Source organism: Desulfobacula toluolica Tol2 (assembly GCF_000307105.1).
Lineage (GTDB): Bacteria > Desulfobacterota > Desulfobacteria > Desulfobacterales > Desulfobacteraceae > Desulfobacula > Desulfobacula toluolica.
Genome location: NC_018645.1, coordinates 602,825 through 615,590, shown reverse-complemented (window position 1 = coordinate 615,590; position 12,766 = coordinate 602,825). Strand labels below are relative to the sequence as shown.

The 12,766-nt window shown below is 42.0% G+C and carries 10 protein-coding genes; 1 reads left to right on the top strand and 9 read right to left on the bottom strand.

Annotated features, from left to right (window positions below):
* The first annotated feature begins 109 nt into the window (after positions 1-109).
* Positions 110-2,821 (top strand): hybrid sensor histidine kinase/response regulator, encoded by a 2,712-nt coding sequence (locus TOL2_RS23350; RefSeq protein WP_158406053.1) that lies wholly within the window; start codon positions 110-112, stop codon positions 2,819-2,821.
* Positions 2,822-2,878: 57 nt separating this feature from the next.
* Here the strand turns inward: TOL2_RS23350 and TOL2_RS02810 are convergent, their stop codons facing one another.
* From TOL2_RS02810 to TOL2_RS02770, 9 genes are all read right to left on the bottom strand, one after another.
* A complete protein-coding gene (locus TOL2_RS02810; protein WP_014956036.1) occupies positions 2,879-4,489 on the bottom strand; it encodes a FumA C-terminus/TtdB family hydratase beta subunit in 1,611 nt (536 codons plus the stop codon).
* Between the two features lie 230 nt (positions 4,490-4,719).
* Positions 4,720-5,454 carry a fumarate reductase iron-sulfur subunit gene (locus tag TOL2_RS02805; RefSeq protein WP_014956035.1) on the bottom strand — a complete coding sequence of 245 codons (735 nt, stop codon included), beginning with the start codon at positions 5,452-5,454 and terminating at the stop codon, positions 4,720-4,722.
* A complete protein-coding gene (locus TOL2_RS02800; RefSeq protein WP_014956034.1) occupies positions 5,454-7,424 on the bottom strand; it encodes a fumarate reductase flavoprotein subunit in 1,971 nt (656 codons plus the stop codon). The genes TOL2_RS02805 and TOL2_RS02800 overlap by 1 nt, the downstream gene beginning before the upstream one ends.
* A gap of 12 nt (positions 7,425-7,436) precedes the next feature.
* Positions 7,437-8,360 carry a fumarate reductase cytochrome b subunit gene (locus TOL2_RS02795; RefSeq protein ID WP_014956033.1) on the bottom strand — a complete coding sequence of 308 codons (924 nt, stop codon included), beginning with the start codon at positions 8,358-8,360 and terminating at the stop codon, positions 7,437-7,439.
* A gap of 17 nt (positions 8,361-8,377) precedes the next feature.
* Positions 8,378-9,250 (bottom strand): succinate--CoA ligase subunit alpha, encoded by an 873-nt coding sequence (sucD, locus tag TOL2_RS02790; RefSeq protein WP_014956032.1) that lies wholly within the window; start codon positions 9,248-9,250, stop codon positions 8,378-8,380.
* Positions 9,251-9,262: 12 nt separating this feature from the next.
* On the bottom strand, positions 9,263-10,423 hold the full coding sequence (gene sucC, locus TOL2_RS02785; RefSeq protein ID WP_014956031.1) for an ADP-forming succinate--CoA ligase subunit beta: 1,161 nt from the start codon (positions 10,421-10,423) through the stop codon (positions 9,263-9,265).
* 21 nt (positions 10,424-10,444) lie between these two features.
* Positions 10,445-10,585, bottom strand: a complete 141-nt coding sequence (locus TOL2_RS24755) for a hypothetical protein (RefSeq protein ID WP_158406052.1) — start codon at positions 10,583-10,585, stop codon at positions 10,445-10,447.
* Positions 10,586-10,639: 54 nt separating this feature from the next.
* Complete coding sequence (locus tag TOL2_RS02775) at positions 10,640-12,178, bottom strand: class I adenylate-forming enzyme family protein (RefSeq protein WP_014956030.1); 1,539 nt, start codon at positions 12,176-12,178, stop codon at positions 10,640-10,642.
* Positions 12,178-12,765 (bottom strand): DUF4125 family protein, encoded by a 588-nt coding sequence (locus TOL2_RS02770; RefSeq protein WP_014956029.1) that lies wholly within the window; start codon positions 12,763-12,765, stop codon positions 12,178-12,180. The genes TOL2_RS02775 and TOL2_RS02770 overlap by 1 nt, the downstream gene beginning before the upstream one ends.
* Between the last annotated feature and the right edge of the window lies 1 nt (position 12,766).

The following is a 12,766-nucleotide window of genomic DNA, read 5'->3' as shown; positions in this document are numbered from 1 at the left end:
AAAAATTCACAATTGAGTTTACCAAAACGGTTACCATGCCTCTCATAAAAATTTGAAAGTTCACGCGAGCAATATGTTGCAATTGGGAACAAATATTAACAAAAGGAATATGATGAAAACAGCAATATCAGCCGGGACTCAATGGACATACATTTTATTAGCTATTCTTTTTTTAAGCGTAATTTCTCTTACCGGGTTACACAATTATCTTCTCTTTCACTGCCTTACCGAACTCTTCAGTATTGTAATTTCTTGCGGTATTTTCATGATTATCTGGAATTCAAAAACATTTTTCAAAAACAATTATATCATATTGCTTGGCATAGCATGTCTTTTCAGTGGCAGCATAGATATGCTCCATATGCTGTCTTATAAAGGAATGGAGGTTTTCAAAGAATCTGAAACAAATTTGCCGACCCAACTTTGGATAGCAGCTCGATATATAGAAAGCCTTACCCTGCTGATGGCACCGCTGCTTATGACAAAAGAACTGAAAATCAGTCAGATATTCTACAGCTATTTTTTTCTCACTGCCCTTTTGCTGGCATCAATATTTTACTGGAATATTTTTCCGGATTGTTTTGTTGATGGCATTGGGATGACTCATTTTAAAAAAACAAGCGAATACATAATTGTCTTGATCCTTATTGGATCAATTTATTTGTTATTTCAAAAACGACATGCGTTTGACCCATCAGTTTATATCCTTATAAATATATCAATTGCTCTTAAAATTGCTGCGGAACTTGCATTTACGGCTTATATCAATGTGTATGATTTTTCAAACATGCTTGGTCACATATTTAAAATTATTTCATTTTATTTGATCTACAGGGCACTTATCCACACAGGGCTTGTGGAACCATACCGCCTGATGTTCAAAGAAATCAGTGAGAAAGAAAACCGCTATCGCCAAATATTTGAAACAAATCAGGCGGTAAAGCTGATCATAAACCCGGCAGACGGTTCCATTGTTGAAGCCAATAAGGCGGCTTGCCTTTTCTATGGGTATCCCAAAGAGAAGTTTATATCCTTAAAAATTACCGACATTAATACCCTGACTCCTGAAAAGGTATCTGATGAGATGAACAAAGCTTTATCTAAAAATAAATTGGTATTCCGATTTTCACACAGGTTGGCGTCCGGTAAAACAAGGGATGTTGAGGTATATTCAGGCCCCATAGAGTATGGGCAGGAAACTTTTCTCTATTCTATCATCCATGATATCACACAGCGTAAAAAAGCAGAAACCGCCCTGCAAAAAAGCAATGAAGCATTGCGCAAAAGTGAAGAAAAATTTCGATTGGCATTTCGAACAAGCCCGGATGCAATTAATCTAAACAGCCTTGAAAATGGCACATACATGGACATAAACGATGGTTTTACAAAAATCCTGGGCTACACACGAGAAGATATTATTGGAAAATCTTCAGTTGAACTAAATATCTGGAATAACCTCAAAGATCGAACCCATTTAATTTCAGACCTTAAAAAGCATGGGCTTGTTGAGAACCTGGAAGCAAATTTCAGAGGAAAAGACGGGCAAATCAGAACAGGTCTTATGTCTGCACGACTATTGATGATAGACAACAAAGAGACCATTTTGTCTATTACCCGTGATATCACTGAAAAGGGCATGCTTGAAGCTAAACTCCGGCAATCCCAGAAAATGGAGGCCATTGGCACGCTTGCCGGAGGTATTGCCCATGATTTTAACAATATTCTTTTCCCTATTTTAGGCCACAGCGAGATGCTGCTTGAGGACATATCACACAACCATCCTTTGCGACCCGGTCTGGAGGGCATTTATACGGCGGCCTTGAGGGCCAAGGAACTGGTAAAACAGATACTCACCTTCTCCCGGCAAAATAACGATGAACTAAAACTCATAAAAATTCAACACATTCTCAAGGAAGTTTTAAAACTGATCCGATCCACAATCCCAACAACCATTGAGATCATACAGGATATCTCTAACAATTGCGGTACAATTAAAGCCGATCCCACCCAAATTCATCAACTGATAATGAATCTTGCAACCAATGCATACCATGCTATGGAAAAAACAGGTGGTAAATTAACGGTCAGCCTTCAGGCCATTCAATTAGGACAACATGATACAATAAGCCATGAACTGAAACCAGGGGCATATGCATGTCTGACAATAGCAGATACCGGAATTGGAATGGATAAGGAACTTCAAAAAAAAATCTTTGATCCGTTTTTTACCACAAAGGATAAGGACAAAGGAACCGGTCTGGGTCTTTCAGTAGTACACGGCATTATGAAAAGCCATGGAGGTGCTATCAAAGTGTATAGTGAATCCGGCAAGGGCAGCACATTTCGTGTGTATTTCCCTTTGATTAAAAAAATTTCAGCACCAAACGAGATGAAAACAGACAGAACGCTTCTGCATGGAACAGAAAACATTTTGCTTGTGGATGATGAACAATCCATTCTTTCAATGGGAACAAAGATGCTTAACCGTCTGGGTTATAAGGTTTTTTCAAAAACCAGCAGTATTGAAGCTTTGGAAATGTTTCGGTCAGAACCTTATGCATTCGATCTTGTTATTACCGACATGACCATGCCCAAATTACCCGGAGATATCCTGGCCTCTGAATTGATAAAAATACGCCGGGATATTCCAATAATCATTTGCACTGGATTAAATGATGAAAAAACTTTAAAGCAAATTGTATTACCCAGGGGCGTTAAAGAGATGCTATTCAAACCCATTGTGATGACGGATCTTTCACAAAAAATCCGTAAAATATTAGATAATCGTGAAATAATGGATTATGTGGATGAATCAATCTAAAAACCCCGTTGATATCAAGTATCATCAACGGGGGTTAAAGTTTAAAAGCAAGATCAGCTACAAAATATCCTCATAAAAATCATTGCCTTTATCATCAATAATAATAAAGGCCGGAAAATTTTCCACCGTGATCATATAAACAGCTTCCATACCCAGCTCTTCATATTCGATGATATGTGCTTTTTTAATAAAGTCTTTCCCTATCCGGGCTGCAGGACCGCCGATTGACCCCAGATAAAACCCGCCATGGATTCTGCACGAATCTTTAACCTGCTTTGATCTATTGCCCTTGGCCAGCATTATCATGGAAGCACCCTCTTTCTGGAAGGAAGGCACATAAGAATCCATTCTCCCGGCCGTTGTAGGACCAAATGATCCTGAAATTTCCTGTTTGGGCCGTTTGGCAGGGCCGGCATAATAGACAATATGATTTTTCAGGTAGTTAGGCAGGCCTTTGCCTGCTTCATACTGTTCCATGAATTTTGCATGGGCAATATCCCTTGCCACAACAATTTGTCCGGTTAAGGCCAGCCGTGTGGCCACAGGATACCTGGACAGTTCCGACCGGATCTCATCCATTGGCCTGTTCAAATTAATGTGAACAGCTTCTTTCATGTCTGGTTCTTTTTTCGGCAGATATTGATCGGGATTTTCTTCCAGCTGTTCCAGAAAAATTCCGTCCTTTGTAATTTTTCCCTTGATCTGCCGATCAGCAGAGCAGGAAACCCCCAGACCAATGGGACAGGATGCCCCGTGCCTCGGCAGACGGATCACCCTTATATCAAGGGCAAAATACTTGCCCCCGAACTGAGTTCCAATGCCCAATCCATATGACCGGGCCAGCACTTTTTTTTCAAGATCAATGTCCCTGAAGGCATGAGCCGTGTCGCTGCCTTGGGTGGGAAGCGAATCCAGGTATCTGGCGGACGCCAGTTTTACAGTCTTTAAATTAAGTTCCACAGATGTGCCGCCAATGACAAATGCAATATAATATGGCGGGCAGGCTGACGTTCCAAGCTCTTTCATTTTTTCCAGCATAAAATCAATCAGGGTATTTTCTGACTTCAATACGGTCTTTGTCATCTGAAAAAGGACGGTTTTATTGGCAGATCCGCCACCTTTTGCCATGAACAGGAATTTGTATTCATCTCCCTGTTCAGCTGTAATATCAATCTGGGCCGGCAGATTGGTCTTGGTATTTTTCTCATCATACATGCTAAAAGGTGCATTTTGAGAATATCTCAAATAATTTTGTGTATACACCTTAAATACGCCTTTGGATAACTCTTCTGCATCATCGGTCCGGCTCCAGACCTGCTGCCCTTTTTTTGCCATGACAATGGCAGTTCCCGTATCCTGGCACATGGGATACACTTTTCCCGCTGCAATAACGGCATTTTTCAACAATTCCAACGCCACATACCGGTCATTGTCGGAACTTTCCGGATCATCAATAATCTGTCTGAGTCTTTCAAGATGCTCTGACCTGTAAAGATGGGCCACATCCTTAAAGGCTTTTTCAGCAAGCAGGGTCAATGCCTGCGGTTCCACAATGAGGACATCTTTTTCCTCAAATTTTTTTATCTTAATATATTTCCCGGTAAGGCGGCGGTACTGCGTCGTATCTTTGCCCAAAGGAAACATGTGTTCATATATAAACCCATTCATTTTGTTCTTACCTCTATATAACTGCCACGGGCAAACCTGGCCATTTTTTACAACAATCTGGTCATCCTGGTTTGCCCGCAACAACGATTGAAAGTCTCGATTGGATTTACACGATTTTCATATAAAATACAACAGGCAGCAAAGCATTGACTGCCTGCTGCCTGGTCTTAATTTTTTTTGACTTATTTTATTTGACTTGTCTTATTTGACTTATCTTATCTTTTTAATCTCTAACTGATCAAGCTCATTTTCCTTCTCAGATAAGCTATCTGTGTCTGATGAGGCAAATCCTTGGGGCAATAGTCTTCACATCCCAAAAGGGTCATGCAGCCAAACACGCCGTCATCATCACCAATGATTTCATAAAATTCTTCATCAGAGCGTTTATCCCTTGGATCAAGTGCATACCGTGCCAGACGCATAAATCCTACTGCAGATAAAAAATCCGGTCTCATTCGTTTGGTAGCACAGGCAGATACACAGCAACCGCATTCAACACACCGTTCAAGCTCATAAATTTGATCTGCCACATCCGGGTCCATGCGCTCTTCAAGTTTATCAAAATTCACATCATCCGCATTGGTGTCATGTATCCAGGACTCTACTCGTTCGGACATGGCCCGCATGAATTTGCCAGTATTGACTGAAAGATCTCCGATCAGTTCAAATCCGGGCAAGGGCAGAAGTTTAATCTCACCGTCTTTATAATTTGAGGTCAGGGTTCTGCATGCAAGGGTCGGCTGACCGTTAATCACCATGGCACATGATCCGCAGATGCCCGCCCGGCAGACAAAATCAAACTGAAAAGACGGATCCTGCTGTTCTCGAATCTCGTTCAATGCAATAAAAACCGTCATCCCAGGGGCTTCGGTAACCTCATAGGTTACCATGCGGGGCTTGTCGCCCTTTTTCTGGGGATTATATCTAAATACTTGAAATTTCAGGATTCTTTCTTGTTCACTCATTATTTAAACCCCCTGCCTATACGCTCATTTTTACCTTTGAATTTTTCTGGAATAGTAATTGGATTCAACAACTTCTGAAGTTCAAACCTGTCTGCACCCGGATTGGCTTTCTTGATCTCTTCAATTTCCTGTTCCCGTTTAGCGGTATCAGGATGATGCACAGTATTGTCAACACCATAGCCCCTTGATCCCGGAGGCATTTCCATTTTCATGATATCCAGCTCTTCATATTCGATTTCAGGAAGATCTGCTGACTCGTCTTTCCATGTTGTAAGGGTTCTTTTTAACCACTCTTTGTCATTTCTTTCAGGATAATCTTCCCTGGAATGGGCACCGCGGCTCTCGGTTCTGAGCATGGCTCCATAGGCCACACACTGGGCAAGTTTTATCATTTTCGGCACACGGATGGCTTCAACCAACTCAGGATTAGACGAGCTGATCCGATTTCTCAAAGCAATGTTTTTTGCCCGCTGGTTTAAGACTTTCAATTCTTCAACTGCCTGTTCAAGATCTTCACCATTTCTGAAAATTCCGACTTTGTCCATCATAATCTTCTGCATTTCAGCTTTTAACTGGAAGGGGTTCTCGCCAAAATCCCTGACCAGAAGATCTGTAATTTTCTTTTCTTCCTGTTTCATGAAATGCTCAATGGTGGTTGTGCTGATATTCAATGAATTTGCAGCGCAGTAATCAGCCACATATTCCCCGACAATCATTCCTGCCACAACGGTTTCCGCAACGGAATTTCCGCCCAGACGGTTAAATCCGTGCATATCCCAGCAAGCTGCTTCACCTGCGGAAAAAAGGCCCTTGAGAGTCGGACTTTCACCTGTCGGCTTGGTTCTTATACCGCCCATAGAATAATGCTGTGTGGGTCTGACCGGAATCAATTCTTCAACCGGATCAATTCCTAAAAAGTATTCACAGATCTCTTTGACTTCTCTTAAATTCTTTTCAATATGAGGACGGCCCAGCAAACGGATATCCAGCCAGAGATGATCACCGTAACGAGAGGGCACTCCTTTGCCTTTTCTCATATGTTCCGTCATTCTGCGTGACACAACGTCCCTGGAGGCCAGCTCTTTTTTATCAGGTTCATAATCCGGCATAAACCTGTATCCATCTTTGTCCAGAAGCAGGCCGCCGTCACCCCGGCATCCTTCAGTGGTGAGAATCCCGACCGGTACAATGGCAGTAGGGTGAAACTGCACAGCTTCCATATTTCCAAGAGTTGCAACGCCTGTTTCAAGAGCAATGGCATTTCCAATGCCTTCGGAAATCACCGCATTGGTTGTAATGGCATAAAGCCTTCCGTAACCGCCGGTAGCAACGGTTGTTGCCTTGGCTACATAAGCGATCAACTCACCTGTGATAAGATCTCTTACAATGGCACCATAACATACACCGTCTTCATGGATCAGGGCCAGGGCTTCTTTTCTTTCATGAACCGGAATGCCCATCTGAATGGCTTTGTTATCCATGGCATAAAGCATGGTATGACCTGCGCCGTCAGAGGTATAACAGGTTCGCCATTTCTTTGTTCCGCCAAAATCCCGGGCCATAATCAGGCCGTGTGATTCTGCTTTTTCGGTAATGGTGACTTTTTTACCGTTAATCACCACGTCATGATCTCCCTCTCTGACCCTTGACCAGGGTACTCCCCAGGCAGCAAGCTGCCGGATAGCCTTGGGAGATGTATTCACAAAAGCTCTTGCTACATTCTGATCGCATCCCCAGTCGCTTCCTTTTACCGTGTCTGCAAAATGGACTTCTTCATCGTCCCCTTCTCCTTTAATGCATGCACCCAGGCTTGCCTGCATACCGCCCTGGGCTGCTGCAGAGTGAGACCGCTTGGCAGGAATCAAAGAAAGGACGATGGTATCATACCCTCTTTGCATGGACGCGATGGCTACTCTAAGGCCTGCCAGGCCACCGCCGATTACAAGTGAATCCGTATATATGACTTTCATTTAGATGTCCCCTTATTCATGAGATTCTTCAACAGGTTGACTCTCTTCCAACTCCTGGCTTTCTTCCATTGCCGGGCTTTCTTCCAAGTCCTGGTTATCTTCCACTACCGGACTTTCTTCCGGCTCCTGGCTTTCTTCCAGAGTCTGAACTCCTTCGGATTCCCGGGTATCTTCCATTGCATGAACCTGTTCAATAGCTGTCGCATGAGCGGCATATCTTTCCCCGACGTTATCCCTGTGATTGATACCAATCACAACAAAAACCAATAACCCTAAAATACCGATGGTCAAGTAAAACATGATCAACCTGTTTTTCAATGTCTGCAATGTTTTTCTTGACTTTCTTGCATCCTTGCCTGCAAACCATCCCCATTTCATACACAGCCGGTAAAGGCCGATGTTACCGTGAAGCACAACACTGACAAGCAAAACAAGATACAAAGGCCACATATGCCCTGAAACAATCCTGTCTGCTGACAAATAAGGATCAATGCTGCCTGGATTGGCAAACATCACATACAAATGGACTGATCCTGCGAAAAACATGATAAATCCTGTCACAACTTGTATATACCAAAGATTTGTTTCACTATGGTTCATCATCTGCATCTGATCTCTTATGATCCGATGCTGCTTCCAGGAAATGGGAAACTTTCTGACCCCGAGCATAGCATGAATAATAAATAAGGTGCCTATGACTATAACGGCAAAAAAAACTGCGATGGGAAACCCATGACCTGTATCTGAAAGAAAAGCAAGCTCCAAATTTTTTGATACAAAATGAAAAGCTCCTTTTCCCAATATAATACTGCTGTCAAAAAGCAAATGCATCCATATGAACACGCCCAGAATCAAGCCTGTGCCGCTCTGGACAAGATCAAGTCTTGCCGGCATTCTGCTCTTTTTCTTATTTGATTCAATAATGTAACTGTCCAAATTCAACCTCCTTTAGGTTACGCTAAAAATACATCTTTACAAATCCGACCGATTTTTCCCAGGTTTTCACAGACATGAATACCATTGTCCCTGAAGGCCTGAATTTTTGCTGCGCCCGTACCACTGGAACCTGAAATAATTGCTCCGGCATGTCCCATTCTTCTGCCGGGAGGTGCTGTCAGTCCTGCAATAAAGCCAACTACCGGTTTTGTCAGATTTTCCTTTATATATGCTGCTGCTTCTTCTTCAGTATTTCCACCAATCTCTCCAACAATGACGATCCCTGTAGTTTCGTCATCCTCTTCAAACGCGGCCAGCACATCTATAAAGCTGGTCCCGTTCACCGGATCACCCCCTATGCCAATGCATGTAGACTGACCCATCCCCCCGCTTGTCAATTGATCAACAACCTCATAAGTCAATGTTCCTGATCGAGACACCACGCCGATAGTTCCTTTTTTATGAATCTTACCCGGCATAATGCCGATTTTGCAAACATCAGGAGAAATAATACCGGGGCAATTGGGGCCGATAAGACGGCATGCCTTTGTTGCAAGATAATTTTTCACTTTTACCATATCCAGAATGGGAATACCTTCCGTAATGGTAATAATAAGATCTATTCCTGCATCTGCCGCTTCTATTATGGCATCAGCTCCAAATGGCGGAGGAACAAAGATGATACTGGCATTGGCACCTGTCTCCAGAACTGCCTGGCTGACCGTATTAAAAACCGGCACCTCATCCATTTTCTGTCCTCCCTTACCCGGCGTTATGCCTGCCACAACATTTGTACCATAGTTAACGCAGTGTCTTGCATGAAAACGGCCTTCCTTTCCGGTTATTCCCTGAACTAAAAGCTTTGTGTTTTTATCTATAAATATACTCACAACAAATCTCCTTTAGTTGACTGCTGCTGCAATTTTAGCAGCAGCATCGGAAAGATCAAAAGCATTAATGAAATTGAGTCCGGAATCAATCAGGATTTTCTTTCCCTCATCCATATTCGTGCCCCTCATGCGAACCACAACAGGAACGCTGATCCCTGTTTTTTTAACCGCATCCACAACGCCTTTTGCAAAAATATCACACCTTAAAATACCACCAAAGATATTGATCAATATGGCTTTTACCTTGGGATCGGCCAGGATAATGCGGAAGGCATTTTCAACCTGTTCGGAAGTTGCTCCTCCGCCGACATCCATAAAATTAGCAGGAGCAGCACCTGCATTCTTTATGATGTCCATAGTGGCCATTGCCAGACCTGCTCCATTGACAATATTGCCAACATTGCCGTCAAGGTTGACATAATTAAGGTTGTACTTGGAAGCTTCCACTTCCAGTGGATCTTCCTCGTCAAGATCCCTTAATTCCAGAATATCCTTGTGCCGGTAAAGGGCATTTGAATCAAAATCCACTTTGGCATCCAAAGCCAGTACCACCCCTTCCGAAGTAAGGATTAAAGGGTTTATTTCAACAAGAGAAGCATCATTTTCCACAAAAAACTTGTAAAGATTGAACAACAATCCATACAGCTGTTTCATCGCGGGAGCGGGAAAGCCAAGGCGAAATCCAACTTCCCGTAATTGATACCCTTGTATGCCTAAAAGCGGGTCCACATACACCTTGAAGATTTTTTCAGGTGTTTTTTGCGCAACATCCTCAATATCGATGCCACCGGCCTGACTTGCCATGATCACAATTTTTTCAGTATGCCTGTCAACCAGGAGACTCAAATAAAACTCTTTGTCAATACTCTGACCGGCTTCAACCAAGACCTTTCTTACTATCTTTCCTTCAGGCCCTGTCTGATGGGTAACCAGCCTCATTCCAAGAAATTGATCGGCAATTGTTAATACCTGTTCCTGATTTGCAGCAAGCTTCACACCGCCTCCTTTCCCCCTTCCTCCGGCATGAATCTGAGCCTTGATCACCACGGGGAAAACGCCAAGATCATTTGCAGCCTTCAAAGCTTCTTCTTTTGAAAAAGCAACACAGCTTTCAGCAACAGGAACATTATATTTTCTAAAAAGTTCCTTTGCCTGATATTCATGTATTTTCATTTTATTTCCTTGAATTTTCTTTTAAAAAGCAGCGTTTTGCTGCCTGCAATCTCCAAGAATGATAACTACCAATACAATATCAAATCCTGCAGCCCTGAAAACAAAAAACAGTCTCACATTTTTCCCGGCAATACCAGCTTTCTTAAAAAAAGTTATCATCATATGATGGACATCTTCCACCATAAGTAATTTTATATCAAAGGCCTTTTTTTTTCTTCAACAAAATTCCTCTTTTAACACCGCTTTTTTCAACTTGCCCGTCACTGTTACCGGCATTGAATCAAGCAGTTGAATCGTTTTTGGAAATTTAAACCTGGCAAGTTTGCCCTCTAAAAACGACAACACCTCTTCATAGCTGATCGTCTCACCTTGATAACAGACAATAAAAGCTTTTCCGGTTTCTCCCCATTTTTCATCAGGAACACCTACAATGGCCACTCTCCTTATTTTAGGGTGTTCCATCAAAACCGCTTCCACTTCTGCCGGGTAAACATTTTCAGCACCGCTTCGATACATATCCTTTACCCTGTCAACGATATAAAGATATCCATCCTCGTCAAGATAGCCAAGATCTCCTGTATACAGCACATTATCAATTATGGTATTTTTGGTTTCTTCCGGCATGTTCCAGTACCCTTCCATCACATTAGGACCCATGGCAACTATCTGACCTATTTCACCTGGAGCAAGCTTTTCACCCTTTTCATTTTGTATCCATAAATCCGTAAAAAAATTAGGCAGGCCTGCTGATTTTTTTTTGCTTTCAGGAGCATCCATGGGCATTAAAACCATGGCTGAATTTTCAGTTTGCCCGAATCCAGGGAGAAGTTTCAATCCTTTTTCATCCAACTCGTCAAAAAATTCCAGAGGAGTTTTTTCACCACCGCCAAATGCAAAACGCACACTGCTTAAGTCCACTTGGTCAAGGACTCCTGTATCAATGACAAACCGCATCATGGTGGTCAAACTGAACACAATGGTTGCCTTGTATTTTTCTATATCCAAAGCAAATTTCTCAGGATCAAATTTTGATCTCATCAAAATGGTTGCCCCGCGACACAGTGCCGGCGTTGTCACAGCTGCAAGCCCTGCAGAATGACACAAAGGTGCCTGGGAATGAAAGATATCATCCTGACGCATATCAGTATAATTAATGATCTGAAAACATTTAAAATAAGTCTGACCGTGGGTGATAACAGCTCCTTTTGGATTGCCCGTAACCCCGGATGTATACAAAATAACAAAAGGATCATCCAAATCAATAACTTCATCAGGAACAGGTTCGGAAAAAGGATATTTTTCAATGATTTGGTGATAGTCTACAGCCCATTCAGGACACTGGTTTTTATCCGTATAACCTGTAACACAAACAAAATTATCCTCTTTTACATCCAGAGAATGTCGAACAGGGTAAATATTTTCACTGAATTTATCATTAAACACAAGCAGACTGCAATTACATTGGTTAATCTGATATTTCAGTTCCTGGGCTACCAGTCTGTAATTCAAAGGCACCACGATCAAGCCCAGTTTACCTGCTGCAAAATAGCAGGCCAGAAATTCGGGGCAGTTTAAAAGATCCAGAGCAATACGATCTCCTTTTTTCAATCCTTTTTGCTGAAAAAAGTGAGCAACTCTATTTGTTTCCCTGTTCAGTTCTTTATACGTCACAGGGGTGTCTTCAAAAATAACGGCTGTTTTATCCGGAGTAAGCGATTCCCTTTTACTAAGTATTTTTCCTGTATTCCATTTCATTAGTTCACATCTGCCTGCATTAATTGTTCTAATTTTTCAAGACTCTCAATCCCGCTTTTTTTAGCCAACTGTCCAAGCATTTCAACAGAAAGGTTCTCTCCTTTATCAAAAGCTGTTTTTACATGGTCGTAATATTTTTTCAGAGTTCTGTCGCTATAGGTTTCAAGCTCACTTGCAAGGTAAACCTTAAAATTACTGCCATCGGATGCCAGATTCATGTCCCGGCAGGTATGATTATAAATTGCAGGATACATCTCTTTTAAATTTTCCTGCCATTTTTGTTCAATTTCAACAATATTATCAATTAGCGGATTATTATTGGTTTTTGGTATCTTGTTATCCATTCTGGCATATTTTTCAAAAACAAGATTCCTGTCACTTCTTTCCGCTACAACCAGATCATTGAAATAGGATTCCAGCATTTCATCAGACCAGAACTCATAAATGCTTCCCCGGATTTTTCTAAACGCATCCGGGTGTTCCTGGCACGGGGCATTGGACTCACCATTCACCTTAAGAAACATACTCAATTCTATATTTAAAATGCTTTTGATCAAAACTTCCCTGCTTCTTTTGTACACGTCCATT

Excerpts from the sequence above, each read along its gene's own strand:
- TOL2_RS23350 (WP_158406053.1), top strand. The coding sequence starts at position 110 with ATGATGAAAACAGCAATATCAGCCGGGACTCAATGGACATACATTTTA.
- TOL2_RS02810 (WP_014956036.1), bottom strand. The coding sequence starts at position 4,489 with ATGAATGGGTTTATATATGAACACATGTTTCCTTTGGGCAAAGATACG.
- TOL2_RS02805 (WP_014956035.1), bottom strand. The coding sequence starts at position 5,454 with ATGAGTGAACAAGAAAGAATCCTGAAATTTCAAGTATTTAGATATAAT.
- TOL2_RS02800 (WP_014956034.1), bottom strand. The coding sequence starts at position 7,424 with ATGAAAGTCATATATACGGATTCACTTGTAATCGGCGGTGGCCTGGCA.
- sucC (WP_014956031.1), bottom strand. The coding sequence starts at position 10,423 with ATGAAAATACATGAATATCAGGCAAAGGAACTTTTTAGAAAATATAAT.
- TOL2_RS24755 (WP_158406052.1), bottom strand. The coding sequence starts at position 10,585 with ATGATGATAACTTTTTTTAAGAAAGCTGGTATTGCCGGGAAAAATGTG.
- TOL2_RS02775 (WP_014956030.1), bottom strand. The coding sequence starts at position 12,178 with ATGAAATGGAATACAGGAAAAATACTTAGTAAAAGGGAATCGCTTACT.
- TOL2_RS02770 (WP_014956029.1), bottom strand. The coding sequence starts at position 12,765 with ATGGACGTGTACAAAAGAAGCAGGGAAGTTTTGATCAAAAGCATTTTA.